Source organism: Polyangium mundeleinium (genome assembly GCF_028369105.1).
Taxonomy (GTDB): domain Bacteria; phylum Myxococcota_A; class Polyangia; order Polyangiales; family Polyangiaceae; genus Polyangium; species Polyangium mundeleinium.
Map to the genome: position 1 here is coordinate 4,642,831 of NZ_JAQNDO010000001.1, position 23,983 is coordinate 4,666,813.

The 23,983-nt window shown below is 69.8% G+C and carries 20 protein-coding genes; 13 read left to right on the forward strand and 7 right to left on the reverse strand.

The window, feature by feature from the left end; translation table 11 throughout:
• Positions 1-9 precede the first annotated feature (9 nt).
• Complete coding sequence (locus POL67_RS18520; protein WP_271918808.1) at positions 10-1,077, reverse strand: zf-HC2 domain-containing protein; 1,068 nt, start codon at positions 1,075-1,077, stop codon at positions 10-12.
• An 18-nt stretch (positions 1,078-1,095) separates the two neighbouring features.
• Complete coding sequence (locus POL67_RS18525; protein WP_271918811.1) at positions 1,096-1,722, reverse strand: RNA polymerase sigma factor; 627 nt, start codon at positions 1,720-1,722, stop codon at positions 1,096-1,098.
• Positions 1,723-2,100: 378 nt separating this feature from the next.
• On the opposite strand from POL67_RS18525, the gene POL67_RS18530 reads away from it, so the two are divergent.
• The 10 genes from POL67_RS18530 to POL67_RS18575 all read left to right on the forward strand — a co-directional run bounded on the left by POL67_RS18530 (position 2,101) and on the right by POL67_RS18575 (position 16,660).
• Positions 2,101-3,003: a hypothetical protein gene (locus tag POL67_RS18530; protein ID WP_271918813.1), complete on the forward strand. Its 903-nt coding sequence runs from the start codon at positions 2,101-2,103 to the stop codon at positions 3,001-3,003.
• 22 nt (positions 3,004-3,025) lie between these two features.
• Positions 3,026-5,434 carry a tetratricopeptide repeat protein gene (locus tag POL67_RS18535; protein WP_271918814.1) on the forward strand — a complete coding sequence of 803 codons (2,409 nt, stop codon included), beginning with the start codon at positions 3,026-3,028 and terminating at the stop codon, positions 5,432-5,434.
• A gap of 2 nt (positions 5,435-5,436) precedes the next feature.
• A complete protein-coding gene (locus POL67_RS18540; RefSeq protein ID WP_271918816.1) occupies positions 5,437-9,810 on the forward strand; it encodes a tetratricopeptide repeat protein in 4,374 nt (1,457 codons plus the stop codon).
• Positions 9,807-11,438 carry a tetratricopeptide repeat protein gene (locus POL67_RS18545; RefSeq protein ID WP_271918818.1) on the forward strand — a complete coding sequence of 544 codons (1,632 nt, stop codon included), beginning with the start codon at positions 9,807-9,809 and terminating at the stop codon, positions 11,436-11,438. The genes POL67_RS18540 and POL67_RS18545 overlap by 4 nt, the downstream gene beginning before the upstream one ends.
• A 52-nt stretch (positions 11,439-11,490) precedes the next feature.
• Positions 11,491-11,742 carry a hypothetical protein gene (locus POL67_RS18550; RefSeq protein WP_136931354.1) on the forward strand — a complete coding sequence of 84 codons (252 nt, stop codon included), beginning with the start codon at positions 11,491-11,493 and terminating at the stop codon, positions 11,740-11,742.
• A gap of 22 nt (positions 11,743-11,764) precedes the next feature.
• Positions 11,765-12,346 carry a hypothetical protein gene (locus POL67_RS18555; RefSeq protein ID WP_271918821.1) on the forward strand — a complete coding sequence of 194 codons (582 nt, stop codon included), beginning with the start codon at positions 11,765-11,767 and terminating at the stop codon, positions 12,344-12,346.
• A gap of 97 nt (positions 12,347-12,443) precedes the next feature.
• Complete coding sequence (locus tag POL67_RS18560; RefSeq protein ID WP_271918823.1) at positions 12,444-13,871, forward strand: AgmX/PglI C-terminal domain-containing protein; 1,428 nt, start codon at positions 12,444-12,446, stop codon at positions 13,869-13,871.
• Positions 13,872-14,068: 197 nt separating this feature from the next.
• Positions 14,069-14,647, forward strand: a complete 579-nt coding sequence (locus POL67_RS18565) for a hypothetical protein (RefSeq protein WP_136969621.1) — start codon at positions 14,069-14,071, stop codon at positions 14,645-14,647.
• 37 nt (positions 14,648-14,684) lie between these two features.
• Complete coding sequence (locus tag POL67_RS18570; RefSeq protein ID WP_271918826.1) at positions 14,685-16,070, forward strand: hypothetical protein; 1,386 nt, start codon at positions 14,685-14,687, stop codon at positions 16,068-16,070.
• Complete coding sequence (locus tag POL67_RS18575; protein WP_271918828.1) at positions 16,070-16,660, forward strand: polysaccharide biosynthesis/export family protein; 591 nt, start codon at positions 16,070-16,072, stop codon at positions 16,658-16,660. The genes POL67_RS18570 and POL67_RS18575 overlap by 1 nt, the downstream gene beginning before the upstream one ends.
• Positions 16,661-16,765: 105 nt before the next feature.
• Here POL67_RS18575 and POL67_RS18580 read toward each other — a convergent pair whose 3' ends face one another.
• Both POL67_RS18580 and POL67_RS18585 read right to left on the reverse strand, forming a co-directional pair.
• A complete protein-coding gene (locus POL67_RS18580) occupies positions 16,766-17,662 on the reverse strand; it encodes a PPC domain-containing DNA-binding protein (protein WP_271918830.1) in 897 nt (298 codons plus the stop codon).
• Entirely contained in the window at positions 17,659-19,653 is a 1,995-nt protein-coding gene (locus tag POL67_RS18585) for an OmpA family protein (protein ID WP_271918832.1), read from the reverse strand. Before POL67_RS18585 ends, POL67_RS18580 begins: the two co-directional genes overlap by 4 nt.
• Positions 19,654-19,821: 168 nt before the next feature.
• Between POL67_RS18585 and POL67_RS18590 the strand changes: the two genes are divergently transcribed.
• Positions 19,822-20,457, forward strand: coding sequence for a Maf family protein (locus POL67_RS18590; RefSeq protein ID WP_271918834.1), 636 nt, complete (start codon positions 19,822-19,824; stop codon positions 20,455-20,457).
• Positions 20,454-21,854, forward strand: coding sequence for a hypothetical protein (locus POL67_RS18595; protein ID WP_271918836.1), 1,401 nt, complete (start codon positions 20,454-20,456; stop codon positions 21,852-21,854). Before POL67_RS18590 ends, POL67_RS18595 begins: the two co-directional genes overlap by 4 nt.
• Here POL67_RS18595 and POL67_RS18600 read toward each other — a convergent pair.
• The 3 genes from POL67_RS18600 to POL67_RS18610 all read right to left on the reverse strand — a co-directional run bounded on the left by POL67_RS18600 (position 21,838) and on the right by POL67_RS18610 (position 23,211).
• Positions 21,838-22,149: a type II toxin-antitoxin system RelE/ParE family toxin gene (locus POL67_RS18600; protein WP_271918837.1), complete on the reverse strand. Its 312-nt coding sequence runs from the start codon at positions 22,147-22,149 to the stop codon at positions 21,838-21,840. The genes POL67_RS18595 and POL67_RS18600 overlap by 17 nt on opposite strands.
• On the reverse strand, positions 22,127-22,363 hold the full coding sequence (locus POL67_RS18605; RefSeq protein ID WP_271918839.1) for an addiction module protein: 237 nt from the start codon (positions 22,361-22,363) through the stop codon (positions 22,127-22,129). The genes POL67_RS18600 and POL67_RS18605 overlap by 23 nt, the downstream gene beginning before the upstream one ends.
• Positions 22,364-22,497: 134 nt before the next feature.
• Entirely contained in the window at positions 22,498-23,211 is a 714-nt protein-coding gene (locus POL67_RS18610; protein ID WP_271918841.1) for a hypothetical protein, read from the reverse strand.
• Positions 23,212-23,718: 507 nt separating this feature from the next.
• Here POL67_RS18610 and POL67_RS18615 point away from each other — a divergent pair.
• A complete protein-coding gene (locus POL67_RS18615; protein WP_271918843.1) occupies positions 23,719-23,982 on the forward strand; it encodes a hypothetical protein in 264 nt (87 codons plus the stop codon).
• Position 23,983 lies beyond the last annotated feature (1 nt).

Sequence of the window (23,983 nt, forward strand, 5' to 3'; positions counted from 1 at the left end):
ATGGGCCCGTCAGTACGCGGCGTTGGCGGGGGCGGGGGGCTCTGCCGCGCGCTTCGGCGCGGCGTTCACGTTCCGGCCCGACCCACCCCCCGGCGCGGCCTTCGCCCTTTGCGCTTCTTCCTCCACCGTCGGCGCCGCGGGGGCGGGCTTGCTCGCGGGCTTGCCTGCGGCTGCGACCGTCGACGTCGCGGCCGGAGGCGGCGCCGGAGACGGCATCGCGGCGCGGTTGGCCACGAGGCCACCGCCTGCGTTGTTCGTCTGGTTGGCCGCTTCGCTCTCCTGCAGCGCTTCCTCGGCGCGCGCTTTGTACCCGTCGCTCTGCTTGAGCGCGGAGTAGAGCTCCCGCGCGCGATCCGTGTTGCCGAGGCTCCGCTGGCACTGCGCCGCTTCCCACATCGCGTCGGCGGCTTGCGGCGTGCCCGGGTGACGCGCGCCGACGTCGTCGTACAGACGGAGCGCTGCGTCGCAGCCCGAGCCGTCGCGCGTGGCGCGCGCCTCGGCGAGCGCCTTTGCTGCGCCGTCCGTATCCTTCGCCGCGGCCTTGTCCGTCGCGTCGTCCTTGCTCTTCTTCGCACCCTCCGCGACCTCGGCGGCGGCTGCAGGCATGGGCGCTGCCGCGATCGGCGGGGGAGGGGCTTGCGCGGCGGCCTGCAGATCCCCCTCGTCTGGCGCGGGCACGCCGCGCTCGGTCACGCGTACTGGCGTGATCCCGACCGTGCCGGGTTTGGCGCGGAGCAAGAGCAGACTCGACCCGATCACCAGGAAAAACAGCGCGGCCATCGCGAGCTGCGGCCGCATCGCGTGGCTGCCGGCCCAGGCCAGGGCGCGCAGCGCCTTGCGATGCCAGGGCGTCGTGCGTTGCGCGTCGGTCACGGCGGCGAGGATGCGATCTTCGAGGCCGGGGCTCGGCTCTTCGAGCGGCAGCATCGCGACCTCACGCGTCGCGCGGAGCCCGTTCCAGGCCTCGCCGCAGCGCGCGCAGGATTCCACGTGTCGGCGGAGCGCCGCGTACGTGAGCTCGTCGAGCTCCTCGTACAGCGCGTCCATCACGACCTGGTCGAACTTCTGGCAATCCATGCAGCACCTTGCCCGGCGTTATCGCAGGGCTCGAGCGTAGTCCTCGTACTCGGCGAGCGCTTCCTGCAAGCGCTCGAGGGCGTAACGCATCCTGCTCTTGACGGTATTTTCCGGTACCCCGGTGATCTCGGCGATGTCCTTGAACGGCACGTTGCCGATCTCCCGCAGGAGAAAGACCTCGCGTTGTTCTGCGGGCAGCCGCTCGACGGCGTGGGTGATCCGATGTCCGAGCTCGGCGCCGATCGCGACCCGCTCGACCGAAGCCGTGGGGTGCGCGTCGGCCGTGCGCTCGGCGAGCGTCGGTCCCTCCTCGCCGCTGCTCGTGCTCGTGGCCTGATCCAGTGACGGATGCCGCCGGAGCGCGGCTTTCCGCAGGTGGTCGATGCACACGTTCCGGGCGATGGCGTAGGCCCACGTGGAGAAGCGGGCCTCGTGCTTGAAGTCGGCCGCGTTCTGCACGATTTTGACGAACACGTCCTGCACGAGATCCTCGGCGATTTGAGGCGCGCGGACCTGGCGAAGGATGAAGTTGTAGACGTTCGTCTTGTGCCTGCGGACGAGACCGGCGAACGCCGCTCGGTCACCACCCTGGAACCGCATCATCAGGACCTCGTCGGTCACCTCCTCGCGAGAGATGCTCGCCATCGTCACCTCCTCGTTCCCTGCGCGTCCGCGGGTGCGGAGGCGGGCAAAAGGGGGCCGTGGCGACCACTGAACCGGTCCATGGGACGCGCGACGGGGCCCGAAGTTCTGATCGGAAGGGGTCGTCGCTGCACGACGCCACCTTACCGGATCGGGACACGGGCGGAGCCGCGAAGTTTGGGTGGCGAGGGCGCTCGGAAAGACCTCGCGCCGGGGCGGACACGAAGCGCCAGCAAATTCACGGCACGTCACGTTCCCGTGTCGCCCGGGGTCCTCGGTTGCATCGGCGCGCTCCCGGACCGTACACTTGGCGAAGGCCGGCAAGCATGGCCGGGCGACAGCGCGTCCTCCTGCCTTCCTTCGACGATGGGGTTGGTCTTCATGCGATTGCTCCCGAAGACGCTCGCCGTGACCTTCGCGGCAACCTGGCTGACCGTGGCGCCGGCGTTTGCCCAGGCCCCCACGGCGCCTCCGCCGGCGCCCGGCCCCGGCTTGCTTCAGGCCGTTCCGCCCGGCCAAACCCCGCCCGCCGCGCCGACGCAGCCCGGCATGCAGCCGCCCACGACGCAGCCCGGCATGCAGCCGCAGCCGATGCAACCCGGCATGCAGCCGCAACCGCCGACGCAGCCCGGCATGCAGCCCGCGCCTCCCACGGGCATGCCCGGCGCGCAGCCCGCCCCCGGAGCGCAACCTGCGGCGCCGCCCGGCATGGACGGACAGACGTACGCCGTGCACCTGCGTGACCTCGAGCAGCGCATCGACGAGCTGAAAGAGCAGATCCGTCGCAGCCACACGCGGCTCTCGCTGCTCAGCAACACGATCCTGTCGAGCGGCGGCGCCGGCTCCCGCGCGAACCTCAAGTACACGAACGAGCTCTCGGGCGCCTTCAAGATCACGCGCCTGCTCGTCGTCCTCGACGGCGCCGTCCAGTACAACAAGACCGATCAGACGGGCGCGATCGCCGAGGCCGGCGAGATCCCGATCTTCAACGGCTCGATCCCGCCCGGCGATCACACCGTGCAGGTCCTCGTGAACCTGCAGGGCAACGGCTACGGCGTCTTCTCGTACATGCGCGGCTATCGGCTCGAAGTCCGCTCGAACCACTCGTTCACCGCGCTCGAAGGCAAGACGATGACGCTGCAGATCGTCTCGTTCGAGAAGGGCGGCGTGACCACGCCGATCGAAGAGCGCCCCGCGGTGCGCTTCGTCGAGAAGGTCACGCAAGGGCTCGCGGATCCGAACGCCCCTGCGGGCGCGCCGGCGCCGCAGGGCGTCGCCAAGTGAGCGATCTCCCGAAGGAACACGCATGAAGAGCACACGCGGTTCCCGCACGCGGAAGGCGCTCCTCGCGGGCCTCCTCGCGGCCTGCGCCACGCTCGTGCCGAGCTTCGCGCACGCGATTGACGCCGAGCAGGCGATCACCACCGCCACGCAGCAGATCACGATCGCCGGGAACGGCCTGCGCGCGATCGAGGACGCGATCCAGAAGTCGAAGGGCCGCGAGCGCACGCCGGCGCAGCGCATCGCCGACGCCGTGCTCCTCGTGGGATCGAGGGACTGGGATCGCGCGGCGACGCTGCTGAACGAGATCATCGAGAAATACCCCGATCACCCGACCGCGTACCCCGACGCGCTTTCGCTCCTCGGCGAGACGTACTTCCAGTCTCGGCAGTATCTCTCGGCGCGGCGCGTCTACTTCAAGATCACCGAGCGCGTGCAAGAGCCGCGCTTCTTGACCTACCAGGGCAAGGCGCTCGAGCGGCTCGTCGACATCGCGCTGCGGACGAAGGACTACCGGCACCTCGACGACGTCTTCGCCGCGATGAACCGCCTCCCGCCCGCGGCCGTGACGAGCGGAATTTCGTATGCACGCGGCAAAGGCCTCGTCGTGAAGAAGGACTGGGCGGGCGCGAAGGCGGCGCTCGCGTCGGTCGATCTGAAGAGCGAGTACGCGCATCAAGCCGGCTACCTGCTCGGTGTCGTGGCCGTGAAGGAGGCGACGCCGCCGCCGGTTCCGCTCGCCGAGGGCGAGGTGCCGCCGCGCGCGCCGCGGAGCCGCTACGTCGCGGCGATCGATCAATTCCGCAAGGTCACGCAGCTCGCTCCCGACTCGAAGGATCACGAGCGGGTGATCGACATGGCGTGGCTCGCGATCGGGCGACTCTTCTACGAGTCGGATCAGTGGGCGCAGGCCGTGGATGCGTACAACCACATCGACCGATCGTCACCGGAGTTCGGGACGATGCTCTACGAGCTCGGCTGGGTGTACGTCCGGCTCGGCGACGTCGAACGCGCGCAACGGGCCCTCGAGGTCCTCTCCGTTGCCGACCCGAATAGCCAGAACATCGCGGACGGCTCGTTGCTTCGCGCGGACCTCATGCTTCGCGCGGGCCAGTTCGAAAAGTCGCTCAAGGTCTACGAGGGCGTCCGCGCGAACTACGATCCGATGCGCGCGCGTGTCGACGCGTTCCTCGGCGCGACCAGCGATCCAGCCGTCTACTACGACAAGCTGAGCCAGGAGCAGCTCGACGTCCTCGACTCGAGCTCCGGCCTGCCCACGCTGGCGATCCAGTGGGCGCGCGACGCGGAGGACGGCCCTGCCGCGTTCGCCGTGATCGAGGGCATCGCGCAGTGCCGCGAGCTCATCCAGCAATCGAACGATCTCATCGAGAAGCTGAACGCGGTCGTGGCCTCGACGAACCGCGTCCGCGCGTTCCCCGAGCTCAAGGCGGGCGAGGAGAAGGCGCTCGGACTCATCAACCGCGTGGGCATCGCGCGGCTCTCGATCGGGCAGGGGATGGACGAGGTCGAGTCCTCGTCGCTCTCCGGCGAGATCGGGCAGGTACGCGCGCGCCGCCGCTCGCTGGAGAAGCGGCTCGGGATGATCCCCGTCAACGACGGGGACTTCCAAGAGCGCGAGGGGCAGGCGCTCAAGCAGTGGAACGGCGCATCGCAGTCGGTGCAGCGCATGACGCTGGAAGTGGACTCGCTCCAGGCGCAGGTGAACGGCCTGCGGCGCATGTTGCGCGAGGCGCCGCAGGCGGGCGTCGTGCGCGATCCGGCGGCGGTCGCGCGGTTCGAGCAGGAGCTCGCCGCGCACGAGCGTGATCTCGTGGCCTACCGCAAGCACATCACGGATCTGCGCAAGCTCGTGGGCGCCGGCAAGATGCAGGTCGGCTTTGGCGATCAGCGCTTCATCGAGGACGCGCAGGTGCGGCAGGCGTACCGCGAGGCGATCGTGCGGGAGGTCCAGCTCGCGATGGCGGGGCAGGGGGGCGCGTCGCTCGCCGCTTACGCGAAGCGTGTCGCGCCGCTCCTGCAAAAGGGCGACGAGACGGACGCGAAGGTCTTCGCCGCGCTCTCCGAGCTCGAGCGTGAGGTCGCGCGGAGGACGACGGACGTGCGGGCGATCCTGGCGCGCGAGACGGCCGCGGTGGTGGGGTACGAGGTGGAGCTCGAGCGGCTCGACAAGGAGGCGCGCGGCGTCGTGGGCGAGGTGGCCATGCGGAACTTCGGCCTCGTGCGCGACCGGCTGCGGAGCATCGTCCTGCGCGCGGACGTGGGCATCACCGAGGAGGCGTGGGAGGTGCGCGAGGAGCAGATGACCCGCGTGCGCAGCCTGCGCGTCGAGCGAGCGCGCGAGGAGAAGCTCTTGCGGGAGGAGCTCGATGAGGTCCTCGACGACAGCGCCGCGCCCGGGACGGAGGGCAAATGAGCGTGCTTCGTCGTTCCTCGTCGCGGTCGGGACGCGGCGCGTCGTCGATCCTCGCGCTCCTCGTCGCGACGTGCGTCGCGGGCAGCGCTGCGTCGCAGCCGCAGCCCTTTCCGCCGACAGCAGCGCCCACGGCGCCGACGACCGCACCACCGACGGCAGCGCCCACGGTACTGCCGGGCGCGATGCCCACGGCGCCTCCGGGCGCGATCCCAACGGCGCCCCCGGGCGCAGCACCTCCGACCGCAGCTCCGACGGCGTCCGCGAGCGCGCCGCCCATCCCGCCGCCCACGCCCGCGTTCAAGCCGCGCGTGCAGGCGCCTCCGCCGCCGCCTCCCACGCCCGAGCAGGTCGCGGTGCTCGCGGAGCTCGAGAAAGAGGCCGTAGCGTACGAGCAGGCCGCGCGCGATTACCGCTCGTCGATCACGCGGATCATCCAGCAGCACTACGAAGAGCGCAGGCGTCGTGTCATCGCCGCCCTCGATCGCGAGATCGACGTCGAGCAGAAGGACCTGAAGTCGGCGCGCGAGGAGGCGATCCGCCGCCTCGAAAAGTTCGTCGAGACGTACAGCGGCAGGAACGCGCACCCCGAGAGCACGCCCACGGCGATGTTCCGCCTCGCGGCGCTCTACGAGGAGCGCGCCCGCGAGGACACCGATCTCTCCGACGATCTCGCGATCGGCCTCCGGCCCGCGATCGCCCTCTACAAGCGCATCATCCGCGAGTTCCCGCAGTACAAGGAGCTCGCCGGCGTCTACTACTACCTCGGCCACGCGCTGAACGATTCGGCGCGGATCTTCGAGGCGCAGCAGGTCTTCCGATCGTTCGTCTGCCACGACCGCTACCCGTACCCCGTTCCTACGGATCCGAAGGATCCGACGCGGGACACGGTCGGCAAGCTCCCGCAGGATCACGATCGCGACTACTGGCTCGGCTGGGAGTCACGGCACCCGATCCCCATCGGCGAGGCCGCGAAACGCAAGGCCGCGCAGCCGCCGCCCAAGAAGACGAACGCCAAGGGCAAGGGGAAGGGGAAGGAGCCGGAGCCCGAGCCGGAAGCGCCGGCGATCGAGGACGAGCTCGTCTTCGTCAACCCGTACCCCGATGGCTGCAAGCCGATCCCGCAGAAAGTCGCGGAGGGCGCGGAGCCGCGGTACCTCGCCGAGGTCTGGTGGCTCATCGGCGACTACCACTTCAACGAGATCGATCCGGGCGGCGGGCCCTTCAGCCTGAACCGCGCCGAGGTCGCATACACGCGATCACTCCAGTACAAGAAGCCGCCCGTCTACGGCGTCGCGATGTACAAGCTCGCGTGGACGTACTTCAAGCAGCTCCGCTACGAGACGAGCGTCCGGCAGTTCGTCGAGCTGCTCAAGTACACCGACGAACAGGAAAAACTCACGGGTGATCCGGGCACGGATTTCCGCGGCGAGTCGTACACGTACATCGCCGGCGCGCTCACGTTCCTCGACTTCACGGGGCCCGCCGCGGATGAGCCCTTCGTCCCGCGCAGCGACATCCTCGACCTCGAGCAGGATCCGCGGATCCGTGAGCAGAAGATGCGGATCGCGATCGACCGCGTGCAGAACGCGGCGCTCATCCCGCAGGATCGCAAGTGGACCGTGGAGATCTACAAAGCGCTCGCGGCCGAGTTCAAGGAGCTGAACCAGTATCGGAACACGATCGAGGTCTCGGAGCTCATCCTCAAGAAGTGGCCCACGCACCGCGACGCGCCGGTCATGCAGGCGCAGATCGCGGACATCTACGACACGCTCACCGGGCAGTCGCGCGAGGGGACGGCCGAGCGCGCGGAGAACGCGGCGAAGGCCCTCGACGCGCGCACGAAGCTCGCGAACTACGTCGGCAAGACGCCGTGGGTCGAGGCGAACAAGGACGATCCGGAGGCCATTCAGACCGCCGAGCGCCTCGTGCGTGGCGGCCTGCGTCGCGCCGCGGCTGATCACACGAACGCGGGCAGCGCGCTCGTGAACGCGGCGATCCAGAGCGGCGAGCAGGAGACGCGCACCAAGCTCTTCGAACGCGCGCTCTCCGAGTACCGCATGGCCGCGCTCGGCTGGCAGGGCGTCCTGCAGGAAGACGAGAACGCGCCCGACGCCTACGACAGCCGCTACTGGCTCGCCGACGCGAACCACATGGTCCTCGTGATCCAGGTGGCGATGGATCGCTCGCCGACAGTCGACGAGATCGAGACCGCGCGGCGCACCGCCATCGACGTCCGCGACTCGAACGAGGACGACAAGCACCTGCAGCCCGCCGCGTTCATGGTCGTCGACACCGCGTACCAAGCGCTGCTCGACCAGTACAAGCTCTACAAGCGCACGGGCGGGCAAGAGGGGATCGAGCAGCGGACGGGGCTCAAGATCGTCACGGAGAACGACAAGCAGAAGGTCGCCGTCGAGGAGCTGCCGAAGGTCATCAAGGACGCAGTCGCGGCGCGCGACGAGTACATCCAGCGCGTGCCTCCGGCGAGTGATCTCTCGACGCGGGATCCGCAGACGAACCAGGACCAGAAGAACAGCGATCTCTACGCCTACCAGTCCGCGGAGTTCTTCTTCCTGTACGGCAACTTCGCCGAGGCGCGACGCAGGCTCGAGCCGATCTACGCCGAGCAGTGCAGCAAGACGCCGTTCGGTTACCTCGCGTGGGAAAAACTCACGACGATGGCGAACCTCGAGAACGACGTGCCGCGCTCGCGCGCGCTCGCCGAGGCCGCGATGACGAAGAGCTGCGCCATCAGCGAGGAGCAGAAGCTCAAGGAGACAGGCATCGCCCAGCCCACGATCTCGCGCGGCTACTACGTCGACGCCGCGGCGAAGTTCGAGAAGGCCGAGAAGATGCCCGACGGGCCGGAGCGCGTGCAGGCGTGGCGCGAGGCGGCGGCGCTTTACCGCGTGGCGCTCGAAAAGGCCCCGGCGCGGGACGAGGCGCCGGAGGCCGCGATGAACGGCGCGTACTGCTACAAGCAGGTCGGCGACTACGACCAGGCCATCGAGATGTATGCGCTCTTCATCAAGGAGTACGGGAGCGATGCAAACCTCTCGAAGCTGGAGAAGGGCGACGATGCCAGCAAGCCCCCGAAGCCCGCGGATCCGAAGCGCTACGCCGAGCGCGTGAAGTACCTGAAGCAGGCCTACGACGCGCTCAGCGCGGCATACGTGCTCTTCTTCAACTACCGCGCCGCGGCCGAGACGTACGACACGATCTCGCGCAACGGCCGCTTCGAGAAACCCGCCCGGCGCGAGGCGGCCCGGGGCGCGGTCCTCCTTTACGCAAACGTGGGCGAGCGCGACCGCATGATCGCCTCACGCAACGCGTTCCTGAACCTCGATGCCCCGGTCGAGCAGAAGGCCGAGATCGACTACATCGTCGCGTCCGCCGACCTCAAGGCGTGGGACGAGAAGGGCCTCGACGAAGGCGCGAACAAGGCCGCGCGCGTCAAGGCCATGGACGCGATGGAGAACTACTACGAGATGAACCGCCTCACGCCGGCGGCCACGCCGTTCCTCGTCCAGGCGGCCTTCCACGCGGCGAAGATGCGCAAGGCGGCCGGGGATCCAAAGGCGTTCGAGTGGTGCCGCAACACCATCGGCGCCTTCGACAAGTTCAAGGCGTTCGCCGCGATGGACAACAAGAAGGCGCTCGGCACGATGCAGGCCGACATGGCCGCCGAGTGCGCGTACGGCGTGATCAACGACAAGCTCCGGCAGTCCTGGGACTACGACGCCGGCCACCATCGCTACGCAGGCGTCATCGACAAGGTCATCAAGACGTACTCCGACGACCTCAAGAAGGCGGGCGACACGCACTTCAACGACCTGCAGTCCGTGATCAAGACGTACGAGTCGCGCGCCCTGTCCGTCGCGGCGTTCGCGCGGCAAGGCTCGCTCTACGACTCGTGCCGCACGGGCCTCTACAACACGCGCCCGCCGGGCCTGAAGCTCTACACCGATCGCGAGGAGAAGCTCCTGAAGCTCGCCGAGACGAGCGATCGCGAGGACTTGCAGGAGACCGCGGACGCCATCCGCCAGAAGCGTCGCGAGCAGTGGCGCGAGGCGCGCGAGCGGCTCCTCAACGATGCCGACCGCGCCATGATCAAGTTCTACGTGCAGGCCGTGGTCTACGCGCGCGCGTGGAACGTGCGAAACCCCGAGGTCGACCACGCGATTCAAAGGCTCGCGTTCTTCACCGACATCCTTGGCGACGCGAAGATCCGCGACATGAGCCAGGGGATCATCGATCCCGAGACGGGACAGCCGTTCCAGTACCAGGACGGCATGTTCCTGCGCACGCGGCCCGGCATGGCGCCCGCGCTGCAGCCCGACGGCCTGCCCGCGCCGCTCCCGGTGACGCTGCCATGAAACTCTTCCTACGCTTGGGGGCTACACTCCGACGAGCGGAGCTACGCCCCCAAACCCCCGCGATCCCCCCGGCCCTCGTCGTGCTCGCGTGCGCGTTCGTGCCGCTCCTCGCGGCCTCCTGCGAGGAGACGACCTCGCAGAAGCCGCAGACGCCGCCGCAACCTTCAGCCGCGTACCCGAATGGCCCGAACGGGATGAACCCGTGGGGGCAGCCCGCGCCGATCGTGGGCATGAGCCCCACGCCGAGCCTCACGCCGAGCGCGCCGCCGACGCTCACGACCCCGCCGCCGACGCCCCCGCCCGCGCCGCTCCCGCCCGCCGCGTCCGGGCCTTACCAGCAAGGCATGGCCGCGTTTGCCGCGGGGGATCTCACGGCGGCGAAGGGCCTCTTCCAGCAGGTCATCCAGGCCGACGCGCGCGCCCCCCACGCGCACTACTCGCTCGGCGCCGTGCAGGAGCGCCTGCGCGAGCCCGACGCTGCGGCGAGCTACCAGAAGGCGCTCTCCATCACGCCCGACTACGAGCCCGCGATCATCGCCTACGCGATGCTGCTCGCGCGGAAGGGCAACCTCGGCGAGGCCGAACGTCTGCTCACGGAAAAGCGCGCCATCATGCCGCGATCGGCGGCCGTCACGGCCACGCTCGCCGAGGTAAAGAGCCTGCAGAAGGACACCGGATCGGCGCAACGCCTCGCCCAGGAGGCGCTCAAGATCAACCCGGATTACCGGCCCGCGATGGTCGTGATCGCCCGCGATCATTACCGCAACCGCAGGCTCGATCTCGCGCTCTACGCGCTGCAGGCGATCCTCGACGGGTTCGGCGCGGACAACCCTCCGCGCGACAAGGAGAACCCCGAGGCGCTGCTCTTGCGGGGCCTCATCCTGCGCGAGCAATCCCAGCGCGCGGGCGCCATGGACAACTTCCGCCGCGCCGTGCAACGCAGGCCTGATCTCGTCGAGGCGCGTGTGCAGCTTGCCTCGATGCTGCTCGAAGCCGGCAACGGTCAGGAGGCGCTCCCGCTCCTCGAAGGCGCGGTCCGCTACGACGGCGACAACCTCCCCGCGCACCTCGCGCTCGGCGACACGTACCGCTTGCTCGGCCGGTACGGCGACGCGAAGCGCGAGTTCGAGTGGGTGCTCGCGCGAGACGCATCGATGCCGCAGGTCCACTACGACCTCGGCCTCTTGTACCTCTTCGCGCCGAGCGTCCCCGGCATGTCGGCCAAGCAGCAGGTCGCCGAGGCGATCGTCGAGCTGAAGAAGTACCAGGAGCTCCGGCGCAAAGGAGAGCGCGACGACTCCGAGGAGCTCCTGCAGCGCGCGAAGCTCAAGGAAGGCGAGCTCGCCGCCGCGGCCGCTGCCGAGGCGCCCGCGCCCGTCGCACCCCTCCCGAGCACGCCGAGCACCGAGGATGCCGGCGCCCCGGACGCCGCTGCGCCCCCGCCGAGCCCGCCGCCCGCGAGCTCCGCGGCCCCGCCGCCTGCGCCTTCGGACAGCTCCGCCGCGCCTGCGCCGCCGCCCGCCGCGCCTGCGCCCCCGCCCGAGCCGCCGCCCGCCGCGCCTGCGCCTGCGCCCACGCCGACCAGCACCATCGTCGCGCCGTTCTCCACACCACCCCCGGGCATCTAGGCACATGGACGGCGCGCTTCAGACGAGGCATCTTGTGGAACGGAGGTCGCGCATGCGGAGAGCGATGCTGATCCTCGCCGGGCTCGTGGTCCTCGGTTCGTCGGTACGAACCGCCGAGGCGCAAGAAAAAGACAAAAAACCTCGCGGCGCGATCACGCTGTCGGAGGTCACGATCACCGGCCGCATCGAGAAGCCGATCGCCGCCGTCGACGTGAGCCGCATCCAGCCCAAGCTCACGCTCGCCGAGCTCCGGCAGCCTTTCCTCGATCGCATCGAGGAGGCCATCTTCAAGGATCCTTTCTGATCCAACGATCTCGCCTCGACGCTTGATTCTCGCGCTCGGCGTCCTCATCTCCTTCGCCTCCGTGCTCCTCGCGTGGGCGCACCTCGCGCGCGTCCGGCGCGCGACTTCCGGCAAGACCGCCGAGCTCCTCGTCGCGCTGAAGCGCGTTCCTGTGAACGAGCGCGCTGCGGCCCTCGCCGTGCGTGCGCCGGAGGGCAGCGCCGAGCGCCGCCTCGCCGCGTTGATCGAGGCCTCCGAAGACACCTCCGACGACGCCCGCGGCGCTGCCGTCGACGAGCTCCTCGCCGAGATCGAGCTCGCGCTCGACGCGACCGCATCCTGGCCCGGCGCCGCCACGCGCATCGCGGCCTACGGAGGCCTCTTCCTCACGGTGATCACCGTCCTCCTCCGACCCAGCTCGATCTCGTTCACCGCGCCCGCGCTCCTCGTCCTCGGGCTCGGCGCCGCGGCCACCTGCGCCGCCCTCGGTCGCCGCGCCCGCGAGCTCGCGGACGACCAGCGCAAGGCCGTCGACGCCCTCGTCGACACCCTCGGTCTCCGCGACCGGCTCGCTCCGGGCGCCCCTCCGCGAGCGCCCCGTCCGGGCCGAAGACGCGGCGCGTGAGCCGCGCGCTTTACCGATCTCCCGCCGTTGTGTACCCTTCCGATGAAACTTCCGTGTCGGCTGGGCGTCTTCATCGCCCCAGGCGGAGGCCCTTTTCATGACGCAGACGACGACGCAGACGGGGTCCGGGACGAAGCCCGGTCAGATGACCGCAGTCATGCGGGCCATGAACCAGGCGACGGGCCCGAAGGTCCTGCGCGTCGGGGTCGTCCAGGGCGGCAAGGTGATCGAGGAGCGCATCATCAAGCAGCGCACCCACGTCACCATCGGCCCCAGCGAAAAGAGCATGTTCGTCACGCCGACCAAGAACGTGCCGCCGAGCTTCCGGCTGTTCGAGTTGGTCGGCAGCGAATACGCGCTGAACTTCCTCGAAGGCATGTCCGGTCGCATCGCGCTGAAGACCGGCGTGAGTGACCTCGCCTCGCTGAAATCCCAGGCCAAGAAGGTCAGCATCGGCCAGGTGCAGGCCTTCCAGGTGCCGCTCAGCGACGACGCCCGCGGCAAGATCGTCGTCGGCGACACGACCTTCCTCTTCCAGTTCGTCGCCGCGCCGCCGCCTCAGCCGAAGCCGCAGCTCCCCGCGTCGGTGCGCGGCGGCTTCGTCCAGTCGATCGACTGGACCACCACGATCATCGCGGCGTTCTCGTTTCTCCTGCACTTCGGCGCGGTCGGCACCATCTACTCGGACTGGATGGATCCGCTCGTCAACGACGAGGTCGACGTCGCGCAGATCCTCGAGACCGTGCGGAGCTTGCCCCCGCCGCCGCCGGTCGAGCAGCCGAAGGAGACGAACGATCAGCCGACGCAGGCCTCGACTGCGGCGGCCGAGGCGCCCAAGCCCTCGGCGGGCGCGTCCGCGGCGAAGGGCGCGGGCGGCAAGATCAGCGACACGCGCGCCTCGGCGATCGCCAACGAGCTGAACCAGCTCGACATGCAGATGCTCGGCGCCCTGAACGCCGCGGGCAACGCGACGGCCGGTGTCCTCGATCGTGGCGACGTCCCGCTCGGCCTGCTCGACAACGCGGCGGCCTCGGGCGCGGGCGCGGGCCTCGGCGGCATCGCGGGCTTGAACCTCGGCGCGGCCGGCGGCGGCACCGTGCGCCCCGGCGCGGCCGGCGGCGGCGGACTCGCGAACATCGGCGACACGCAGGCGGCGGCCGCGGCGAGCGCGCAAGGCGCGGCGAAGACGGTCAAGGGGCCGACGGGCAGCGCGAACGTCGGCGGTGCAGCGGTCTCCGGCGGCAACGTCGCGAACGCTTCCTCCGTCGTGGCCGGCATGGCCGCGGGCTTCCGGCGTTGTTACAACCGCGGCCTGCAGACCGACCCGACGATGAAGGGCTCGGTGCGCATCACCGCGAAGATCGGCCCGAACGGCGAGGTCCTCTCCGCGTCGCCCTCGGGCGGCGGTGGCCTCTCGGGCGAGGTGGTCTCGTGCGTCGTCGCACGCGTACAGAGCGCGCAGTTCTCGCCCCCCGAGGGCGGCGGCGCGACGGTCGTCATCCCCGTCTCCTTCGTCAGCCAGTGACGTCCGCGTTTTGATCCTGCTCGCGTCCGGGGCGCGTGAATGTTCCTCCCGCGCGCTGCAACAGAACCCCCCGAGAGACCGTCCCGCCCTGGCCGCGCAAACGGCTGGATTTCCCGGGGTTTCTTCACCTGCCCGCGTTGACAGGTGCGCTCGGCCGCTTCTATAGTGACCCCGTCTGGCCCCCTTGGAGGACTTCGATGCAGCGAGAACGGATGCTCGGCTTCGGCGCGCTTTGCGCGCTTTCGCTGCTCGTCGGGGCTGGCATCGCGTCTGCGCAGGCGCAAGGCGCGCCGCCTGCGCCGCCTGACACGAACGCGGGCCTTCAGCGTCAGGTCACGCTGACGCCTGCGCAGCAGCTCCAGGAGACGGATACGTACATCGGGCGCATGGAAAGCGCGCGCAGCGTCGTGCGGCGCCTGCTCGAAGAAGCGCGGGCGCAGCGCGACGTCGTGAAGACGCTCTGCCTGAACGACAAACTCAACCAGATCGACGTGACGTTGCGTAGCGCGCGTGAGCGCAGGCAAGCGCTCGATCTCGCGGTGAAGCGCGACGACGCGGATCTCTCTTCCCACGAGTTCACGATCCTCGGCGTCCTCCGGCAGCGCGTCGAGCAGCTCACGGCCGAGGCGAACCAGTGCATCGGGAAAGACGCCGACATCCTCGGCGAGACGTCGACGGTCACGCAGATCGATCCCGGCATCCCCGACGATCCGGCCTTTTACCCGCCTGTCGTCGTCATCGTGGAGCCGCCGCCCTCTGCGAGCGTGATCAAGTGATGCGTTGGTCCGGACCGTCGGAGCTTCACCTGATCCCATGAACCACCGTGGCCTCCTGATCGCGGCCCTCTCCTTCGCGACCCTCGCGCCTGCCACGGCGTTCGGTCAGGACCAACCCTGGCTCGCCGATCGCCGCTTCACCGTGGGCCCGGGCTACCGCGTCGGCGACTACGAGCTGCACCCGGGCGTCGCGCTCGAGTTCGGCTACGACTCGAACTTCTTCCTGCGCGCGAGCGAGGGCGACGCGGCGGGCGAGCCCGTGGGCGCGATGCGCCTGCGCGTGACGCCGTCGTTCTCGTTTTCGACCCTCGGACCGCAACGCAAAGGCGGCGCCGCCACGCAGGCCCCGCCCACCGCCGAGTTCTCCGGCGGCCTCTCGGTGACCTACAACGAGTTTTTCCCGGTCTCCGGCCCCACCGAGGGCAAGGAGCGCATGTGGCAACAGCGCAACTTCAGCGGCTTGTTCGACATGCGCCTCAACATCCTGCCCACGCGCCCCTGGTCGGGCTCGCTCTACGCGAGCGTCGGACGCCTCATCCAGCCCACGCAGGAAGGCGTGATCCGCGAGGACTTTTCCGAGAGCTACAACCGCTTCACGCCGACCGCGGGGGCCGAGCTCGTCTGGAACCCGGGCAGCGGTCTGCTCGACTGGCGCCTCGGCTACAACTTCGCCGGCACGGTGTTCGAATCGAACCGTTTCTCCGGCCTGACGAACATCCACCACACCTTCCAGACGCGAGGCCGCTGGCGCTTCTTGCCGCGCTCCGCGCTCCTCTACGACGCCCGCATCGGCATCGTTCAGTACCTCGATGCAGGCGAGAAAACGGGCTCGACGCCGCTTCGCGTGCAGCTCGGCTACAACGGCCTCATCACGAAAAACTTCGGCGCGCTGATCATGGCCGGCTGGGGCGCGAGCTTCTACGACCCGAGCTCCACCGAGACGGCCGAGACCGTGCAGGACTTCGACAGCCTCATCGGTCAGGCCGAGCTCCGTTATTTCCTCACGCCGAACCCGAGCGTCGATCCGCAGGCCGCGAGCACGACGCTCTCGTCCGTCTCGCTCGGCTTCACGCGTGACTTCTACGACTCGTACATCGGCTCGTACTTCGAGCGCGATCGCGGCTACCTGAAGCTCACGTATTTCTTCGGCGGTCGTTTCGTCGTGATCGTCGACGTCGGCGTGGGCGCGCTCGTCAACCCGACGATCAACACGCCGAGCATCCAGGAGAACCCCTGGACCGACATCCGCGTCGACGCCTCGGGCTTCGCCGAGTATCGCTTCAAGGACGCGTTCGGCATCAACACGACGCTGCGCTACAACTCGCGCATCAGCGACAACTCTCTCACCATCCCCGGCATCGGCGAGGACAAGCTCCAGTGGCAGCAGTTCGAGGCCTACCTGGGCGCCCGCTGGCTCATGTGATGCGGAGGCGCGACCTCCTCGCGACGCTCGCGCTCGGCGCTGTGCTCGTCGCCTGCGGCGGGCGTCCGCGCCCCGCGGATCTGCCCGCCCCCGTGAGCAACGAGACCGTGGGCGCGGGCGACGTGTTCGAGATGCGCATCGTGCGCGAGGACAACCTGCCCACGGCGTTCACCGTCGCGCCCGACGGCACCGTCGATCTGCCCTACATCAAGCGCCTCAAGGTCGCGGGGCTCGAGCCGCAGCAGATCGCCGAGGCCGTGCGCACGCGGCTCATCGCGGACGAGATCCTGACCGACCCGATCGTGAGCGTGAGCGTGAAGGAGTACAACTCCAAGCGCGTCGAGGTGCTCGGCGAGGTGCAGCGCGCGGGCTCGCTCCGCTTCGAGCCCGGCATGACGCTGCTCCGCGCGATCTCGCTCGCAGGCGGCTTCAACCAGATGGCCGCCCGCGACAGGGTCACGATCCGCCGTCAAGTCGGCGACAAGACCCGCGTCGTTACCGTGAGCGTCGAGGACATCATCGACAACACGATCCCCAACGTCCCGCTCCAGGCGGGCGACTCGATCAACATTCCACAGCGCGTGTGGTGATTTTTAAGGAGGGTGCGCCCTCGATGGGGCGCACCCTACGGCCTGAACGACGCGAAGCGGAGTGAAGGCCTACCCGGCGTTGGGCCTGCTGTTTTTCTTGGCGGGTCAGTGCTTGCGGGACAGGCGGAAGTGGCGCTTGCCCGTGGCGGGATCGGTCGTCGGCGCCTCGATCTTGAGCATGCCGAGCGCGACCTCGCGCACGCGACTGTCCTTCTCCTGCCGCAGCCGGATGCGCTCGCCGTCGGAGCTGATGATCTCGCACTCGCCGAAGTGGAAGTGGTTCACGAGGTCCCCCGTGTCCGGGTAGATCTCGACGTCATCGCGGTGCTGCGTCGGCCGCGTGAGCGGCGTCGGCGCCGTCGGGAGATCGGTCGGCGCGGCCGGCGCGGTCGCAGGGAACGGGGAGGGCGCGCGCGGCGACTCCGGGTGCGTGATGCGCGGGGCGGGCGCCGCGGTGCGCGCAGGAACAGGGGCAGGGGAAGTCGCCTGCGGTTGCGGTTGCGGTTGCGGTTGCGGTTGCGCCTGCGGTTGCGCCTGCGGTTGCGCCTGCGGTTGCGGTTGCGCCTGCGGTTGCGCCGAGGCGGCCGCGGTGAAGGAGCGATCGTCGCCCTGCCGCACGAGCGCGACGTCGTCGAGCGCGGTCGCGAAGATCTCGAGCGAGAGCGCGCGCGCCGAGACGATCTCACCGGCGACCGTCTGGAGGCCGAACGGGCTCTCCTGCACGAGCGTGGCATAGAGCCGCACGCTCACGGCCGCGCCCTCCTGCGCGATGTTGCCCGTGATCGAGACAGCCATCACCGGCGCTTCGATCCGCCGCGTCACGCGCGCGCCTTCCGCGTCGACGCTCGCGAGCTCGACGCTGTCGAGCACGCCCGTTCCCGATAGTCGGCCAGCCCTGGCAGACGCCTCTTCGAGCGCGCGGGCCAGCCCGCGCGGTACTTCCTCGCCATTCTCGGCCCTGATGACCAGATGGCGAATCCCCCTCGATTCGACGACGTTCATCTACGCTTTCCTCGTTTGTCCCGCTGCACCGTGATCTCGAACTGCGGCACGTTTGCAGCGCGCTTTTCCCCCGGATCCCCCGTCGCCGCCGTGATGCGATCCGCCGGCAGACCGGCGGCCACGAGCGCGTCCTTCACCGCGATCGCGCGCTTCTCGGCGAGCCCGAGGGCCTTCGGCGACTCGTCGCCGGTGCGGTCGGCATACCCCTCGATGACGATCGTGGCGATCGGAGCGCGGCCCGCGGCGAGCTGCGCCATCTGCCGCAGCATCTCCTCCATCGGCTTGGCCACGTCTGCCTTGCCCGGGGTGAACCGCGCCGGCGTCTCCGCGACGATGCGATCGCCCGACCAGCGCACGAGCGACTTCGCGCCCGCCTCGGGGCAGCCGTCTGCGTCGTCCTTGCCGTCGATCGTCTCGGCCTGGAGCGGGCACTTGTCCGCCTTGTCGGCGATGCCGTCCTCGTCGTTGTCGATCTCGGGGCAACCGTCGTCGTCCTGGAAGCCGTCGAGATCCTCGCGCGCGTCGGGGCACTGATCGGCCGCGTCGAGGACCTGATCGAGATCGTTGTCGGGATCGGGGCAGCCGTCGTCGTCCTTGAAGCCGTCCTTGTCCTCGGCGCCGTTCGGGCAACGATCGACCTTGTCGAGCAGCCCGTCTCCGTCGTTGTCGGGATCGGGGCAGCCGTCGTCGTCCTCGAAGCCGTCCTTGTCCTCGGCCTCGTTGCGGCACGCGTCGACCTCGTCGAGCACGCCGTCCTCGTCGTCGTCGGGATCGGGGCAGCCGTCGTCGTCCTTGAAGCCGTCGACGGTCTCGGCCGCGTCGCGGCACCGGTCCTGCGTGTCGGGGATGCGATCGTTGTCGTTGTCGGGATCGGGGCAGCCGTCGCCGTCCTGGAAGCCGTCACGATCCTCGGCGACCTTCACGCACTTGTCGTCGCGGTCGAGCACGCCGTCGCCGTCGACGTCGCGGCCCGTGGGCGCGTAGCGCGCGGCGAGGCCGAAGCGGAAGCGCGGCGTCGTCACCGCGGCCTCGGACGAGAAGGGGATCGGGCCGCCGCCGGAGATCGTGAAGGACATGTCGCCGCCGAGGATCGGCGCCGTCGTCGCCGAGAGGATCCACTCCGCGGGCACGAACGCGGGGCTCACGGGCTCTTCGACCGTGCGCGCGGGCGGGTTCTGCGCGGCGAAGTTGTACAAGACGAACGCCTCGCCGGCCGCGGTGAGCCAGCCGTCTTGCAGGATGTCGAACGACGCGCCGAGCGAGCCGCCGAGCTGCGAGCCGATGCGCGCGTTCGCCAGGCGCGCCTCGCCGCGGACGCGCGCGCTCGCCTCGACGCCGGCCTCGAAGCGGCCGCGGCGGTAGGACGCGACGATCGAAGGGAACCACGTGATCGTCCGGCCGCTCGCGAACGCCTGGGCGTCGCCCGCGGGCACGGCGAGCTCGAAGCGACCGACGACGCTCGCGCCGTCGGCGCTGCCTGCGCGAGGCCGAGGCAGGATCGAGGCGGCGAAGCCGAAGCGCACATCGCGCATCGAGCTCCGCGGCAGCTCCTCGTCGCTCGCCGTCGCCACGCCGAGGCCGGTGCCGTCTTGGTAGAACGTGATCGGCAATGCGGCCGTGATCTCGAGCCGATCGTGCACGCCGAGCGACCACAGGAAGGTCGCGTTCACGGCGTTGTCGATGACGGGGACGATGGTCCCATCGGGATCCGCCGACGCGACGCGCAGCCCGATCGGCCGCGACAGGTAGCTCAGCGCGAGCCCGAACGAGGCCTTGCCGGAGGGCGCGAGGAGGGGCGCGCCGAGCGAGAGGAACGGCCCTGCGCCGGCGTGCACCCAGAGGTTGTCGGCGTTGATGCAGCCGCTCCGCTCGGCCTTCGGATCACACTGCGCGTGGGCTTCCTCGGGCACGAGCAAAAGCGTGGAGGCGGCCGCGAGCAGCGAGCCGAACAAGCGAAGGCGGTGGGGCTTCTGGGCAGGAAGGAATGTCATGGCAAGTCGAATCCGGGCCCGGTCCCAGCGCCTACCGTGCCCGCAAGAGCGGACGCGTCCGGCGTACGGCGCGCGCAGCACGTCTACTCCTTTCCCGTCCGGAGTCAAAACGGCAAACGCGGCGAGCCTGCCACGGCGAGGAAGCCGTGGTAGGACACGCGCCCCGCGATGGCCCCGAACCTCGCCATGATCGACGAAACGCACCCCTTGCTGCTGGGCTCGGCGTCGCCGCGGCGCCGCGAGATCCTGGCGACGCTCGGCCTGCCCTTGCGGGTCGTCTCCCTCGACGTCGACGAGCGCCTGCGGCCGGGGGAGGGGCCGCGGCCTTACCTCGAGCGGATCGTGGCGGACAAGCTCGCCGCCGCGACGCCACACGCCGTGGCCGTCGGCGCGGTGCTCGTGGCCGACACGTCGGTGATCCTCGGCGAGACCGCGCTCGGCAAGCCCGCGGACGATGCGGAAGCGCGGGCCATGCTCACGGCCCTCGCGGGGCGCGAGCATGAGGTCTGGACCCGCTTCGCCATCGCCTCCGGCGCGGATCCCATGCGGGCTGTCCACGCGGAGACCGTGCGCACGCGTGTCTTCTTCCGCGCGCTCGACGCGGACGAGATCAAGGCCTACGCCGCGACCGGCGAGGGCCTCGACAAGGCGGGCGCGTACGCGATCCAGGGCATCGGGAGTTTTGCCGTGGAGCGCATCGAAGGTTCGTACTCCAACGTCGTGGGACTGCCTGCGTGCGAGGTGATCGTCGCCTTGCGCGGCGCGGGCCTGCTCGGGCGTTTCCCGCGCCCCCCGATCGCGTGACGCCCGAGCGCGCCTCGCCCCGCCGCCGGGACACCTGGATCGTGCTCGCGGCCGCGCTGCTCGCGCGCCTCGCCGTCGTCGTATGGGCCGCGTCGCGCTTCCCGCCCACCGCGGACGGCACCTTCTATCATCGCATCGCCGAGCGTGTCGCCGCGGGCCTCGGCTACACGTGGCTCTGGCCCGACGGCGTCGTCACGTACGCCGCGCATTACCCCGTGGGATACCCCGCGCTCCTCGGCGGGGCGTATGCGCTCTTCGGCGCGCATCCGGGCGTCGCCATGACGCTCAACGCCTTGCTCGGCGCGCTCGCGGCCGTCGCCGTCCATCGCCTCGCGGCGCGCGCGGCTCCCCCCGGCGCGGCGCTCGCTGCGGGCCTGCTCGCCGCGCTGCATCCTGGCCTCGTCGCGTACACGCCCGCGCTCATGAGCGAAGGCGTCACGGCCTCGCTCGTCGCGTGCGCCGCGTGGGCGGCCGCGTGGGTGCGCGACGCCGTGCCGCTCGGCGGGCGACGTACGATCGCGGCGCGCACGGCCCTCCTCGGCCTCGTCGTGGGCCTCGCCACGCTCGTCCGCCCGCAGAGCCTCGTCTTCGCGCCGCTCTTTGCGCTCCTCGCGGTCGCGCCCCTCGCGGGACCTCGCGCGCGTCGGGCCACGCTTGGCTTCGCCGCGCTCGCGACCGCCTTCGCCCTCGCCGTGTGCGCGCCGTGGACGATCCGCAACTGCGAGCGCATGAACCGCTGCGCGCTCGTCAGCGTCAACGGCGGCTGGAACCTGCTCATCGGCGCCGATCCCGCATCCACCGGCGCGTGGTCGCCGATCAAGGTCCCGGACGCGTGCCGCGAGGTCTGGGACGAGGCCGGCAAGGACGCCTGCTTCGGCCGCGCCGCCACGCTCTACATCGCCGAGCACCCGGGCGCGTGGCTCTCGCTCGTCCCTCGAAAACTCGCCGCGACCTTCGACTACTGCGGCGCCGCCGGCTGGTACCTGCACGAATCGAACGGCGCGGCTTGCGGCGACCGCTGCAAGCTCGGCCTCGGCGTGGCCGAGACCCTCTACGAGCGCGGCGTCCTTGGCCTCTCGCTCCTCGGCCTCGCGTTCGCGGCGACGGAGAGCCGCGCCCGCCGCTTCGCCACCCGCGCCGTCGTCGGCCTCGGGCTCGTCTTCCTGTTCCAGGTGCACGCGTGGGTCGCGTACGTCGCCCTCGTCGTGGCGGCGCTCTTGGGTGGCCGCTCCTTGCTCCGGGGCCCCGTCCTGCCTGCGGCCGCGGTGACCGTCCTCGGCGCGACGCTCTTGACCCACGCCGTCTTCTTCGGCGCAGGTCGTTATGGGCTCGTGACGTTTCCGCTGATTGCGGGGATGGCGGGGATGGTGTTTGCGGGGCTCAGAACGCGTACCTGAGCCACTCCAGGGGGCGTCGCCGTGTGTGGGGGATGGCGAGGACGAGCACGTGCTCGGGGTGAACCTCGAACCCGACCGCGTAAGGAAAGCGATCGACGAGGGCTCTGCGAATGATCGAGGGACCGCCTTCCGTGCCGGGCCAGATCGGAAAGGACGCGGGGGCGGCTCCGATTCGTTCGATCACCCGCGCGACGGCGCCGACGAATTCGTCGCCGAGCCCCGGGTGCTGCTCGTCGTACCAGAGCGCCGCTGCGCGTAGATCGTTCCGTGCTTCAGAATGCAGCTCGACGCGCACGGCGCTCCGCGAGCTCGTTCAGAATTTCCGTCTGCGCGCCGCCCCATTCGATCGTCTGGGCCTTTCCCTCGGCGATCTCGCGCGACCGACGCTCCAGCTCGGGTGCCCACGTCGCGGCGATTTCCTCTTCGTCGAGGATTTCCAAGCTGAGGAGAAGCGCCTCTGTGACCTGCACCCGTTCTTCGCGAGGGAGCTTCAGCATGTAGGCGAGCATCTCTTGCGTGGACATGCGGAAAACGTAGCACGGCGCAGGCCTGTCGCCGTCATCCTCGTGCGTGCTCCCCTGGAGCCGAGGCCGTCCACCGTCCTCATCGCCCCGCTGGGCCTCTTTGTGCGCGAGAACGTGACTCATGGCGCTTGTTCCTCCTCCGCGTTTCCTTTGCCGCCATTCCCTCCGCGCGCCTTCCCCTCCTGCACCGTCAGATCCTTGAAATACAGCTTGTACTCCTCCTCCCGGCCGAGCTCATGCAGGACCCCGCGCACGATCGGCTTCGCCACGTGGTTGTACACCTTCAGAAAGTGCGCCCGCGCCGCGCCGAGCCCTGCCGTCGCCGTCATCGACCGATTCGCCGCGCCGCTCTTGCCCGACAGCGCCCCGTCGAGCGCCGCGCGTGCTCCGGCGATCTCCTGCTTCCACGGCGCGAACGCATCGAGCCCCGCGTTCCGCGCGACATCGAACCCGCGCATCACGTCCGCCGCCTTGGCCCCGAGATCCGCCGGCTTCAGCGCCGCGACCTCGCCCAGTTTCTTTCCCGGGAAAAATGCCTCGAAATCGAAGCTCGTCCCCTTCGGGAGCGACCGCAGATACGCGTGGAACCGCGTGACCACCTCGCGCACCACCTCCTCCGCCTCGCCCGTCCCTCCGCGCTCCGTGCGTACCTCGCTCCGCTGGCTCCTCGCCTTCGCGAGCTCGATCTCCACCCCCTCCACCGCGCCGAGCACCCGCGTGATCACCTTCTCGACGTCCACGAGATCCGAAGCCCCCACGAGCTTCTTCGCCTCCGTCACGAAGTGCCTGCCGTATTCGCTGACCTCACCATCGTCGATGTGTCGATCCGCCATGCGCGCCTCCAAGGACAGAAGGGCTAACCATGAGGGTTCTGTCTGACAAGGTGCCCACACCATCCCCGCGCACGCAGAGGACGACCCCCGCGCGATCGGAAGCACCTCGGACCCGATCAGACGCGTGAGCAATCACACGCGAAAGCACCTCCGCACGCCGCAGCCCTCCGCGCCGCCGCGCCGGGATCCCCTTCTGCACCGCGCAGACACCTTCCCAGGCGTGCGCGGAAGGCCCTGCGCGGCGCGCGGACGCAGGCCCCGTCCCGATCGGCGTGACCTCTGCACCTCGCCGAGGTGCCCGCCGTCAACCCTCGATGCACCTCTGCATCGCCCTAACGCCGATCCCCGTGGGATCCCCTACGCTTCCGCGCTGCACCGTGGCCTCTTCGCGTTCGCCCCCGGCGGCCGGATCACCGCGACTTTGACACGCTCGGCAAACCCGAGCATTCTTGCGCCCGTGGGCTCTACCGAGACGCCCCCAGTTCGAGGTTCTGAGGAGACGACCCGATGCCGCTGATCGAGACCGAGGAGGCCGCCCGCCGTTTGGCGCGCGCCATCGCGAGCGACCTCTCGCTCTACAACGAAGAGAAGATCGTCCAAGGGATCCAGAACGACGATCTCTTCACGGTCCTCGCCGAGGAGATCGAGGAGGGGCGCGCCCTCTACAAAAGCCGCGTCTCCCCCGAGCTCTACGCCAAGAACTTCTACGACCGCGCCATCGTCGACATCCTCGTGAAGTCGAAGGGGCACGTGAAGTCGAAGATCTGGTAGC

Coding starts and splice junctions, on each gene's coding strand:
- POL67_RS18520 (WP_271918808.1), bottom strand. CDS start 1,077: ATGGATTGCCAGAAGTTCGACCAGGTCGTGATGGACGCGCTGTACGAG.
- POL67_RS18525 (WP_271918811.1), bottom strand. CDS start 1,722: ATGGCGAGCATCTCTCGCGAGGAGGTGACCGACGAGGTCCTGATGATG.
- POL67_RS18530 (WP_271918813.1), top strand. CDS start 2,101: ATGCGATTGCTCCCGAAGACGCTCGCCGTGACCTTCGCGGCAACCTGG.
- POL67_RS18535 (WP_271918814.1), top strand. CDS start 3,026: ATGAAGAGCACACGCGGTTCCCGCACGCGGAAGGCGCTCCTCGCGGGC.
- POL67_RS18545 (WP_271918818.1), top strand. CDS start 9,807: ATGAAACTCTTCCTACGCTTGGGGGCTACACTCCGACGAGCGGAGCTA.
- POL67_RS18550 (WP_136931354.1), top strand. CDS start 11,491: ATGCGGAGAGCGATGCTGATCCTCGCCGGGCTCGTGGTCCTCGGTTCG.
- POL67_RS18560 (WP_271918823.1), top strand. CDS start 12,444: ATGACGCAGACGACGACGCAGACGGGGTCCGGGACGAAGCCCGGTCAG.
- POL67_RS18565 (WP_136969621.1), top strand. CDS start 14,069: ATGCAGCGAGAACGGATGCTCGGCTTCGGCGCGCTTTGCGCGCTTTCG.
- POL67_RS18570 (WP_271918826.1), top strand. CDS start 14,685: ATGAACCACCGTGGCCTCCTGATCGCGGCCCTCTCCTTCGCGACCCTC.
- POL67_RS18575 (WP_271918828.1), top strand. CDS start 16,070: ATGCGGAGGCGCGACCTCCTCGCGACGCTCGCGCTCGGCGCTGTGCTC.
- POL67_RS18580 (WP_271918830.1), bottom strand. CDS start 17,662: ATGAACGTCGTCGAATCGAGGGGGATTCGCCATCTGGTCATCAGGGCC.
- POL67_RS18585 (WP_271918832.1), bottom strand. CDS start 19,653: ATGACATTCCTTCCTGCCCAGAAGCCCCACCGCCTTCGCTTGTTCGGC.
- POL67_RS18590 (WP_271918834.1), top strand. CDS start 19,822: ATGGCCCCGAACCTCGCCATGATCGACGAAACGCACCCCTTGCTGCTG.
- POL67_RS18605 (WP_271918839.1), bottom strand. CDS start 22,363: ATGCTCGCCTACATGCTGAAGCTCCCTCGCGAAGAACGGGTGCAGGTC.
- POL67_RS18610 (WP_271918841.1), bottom strand. CDS start 23,211: ATGGCGGATCGACACATCGACGATGGTGAGGTCAGCGAATACGGCAGG.
- POL67_RS18615 (WP_271918843.1), top strand. CDS start 23,719: ATGCCGCTGATCGAGACCGAGGAGGCCGCCCGCCGTTTGGCGCGCGCC.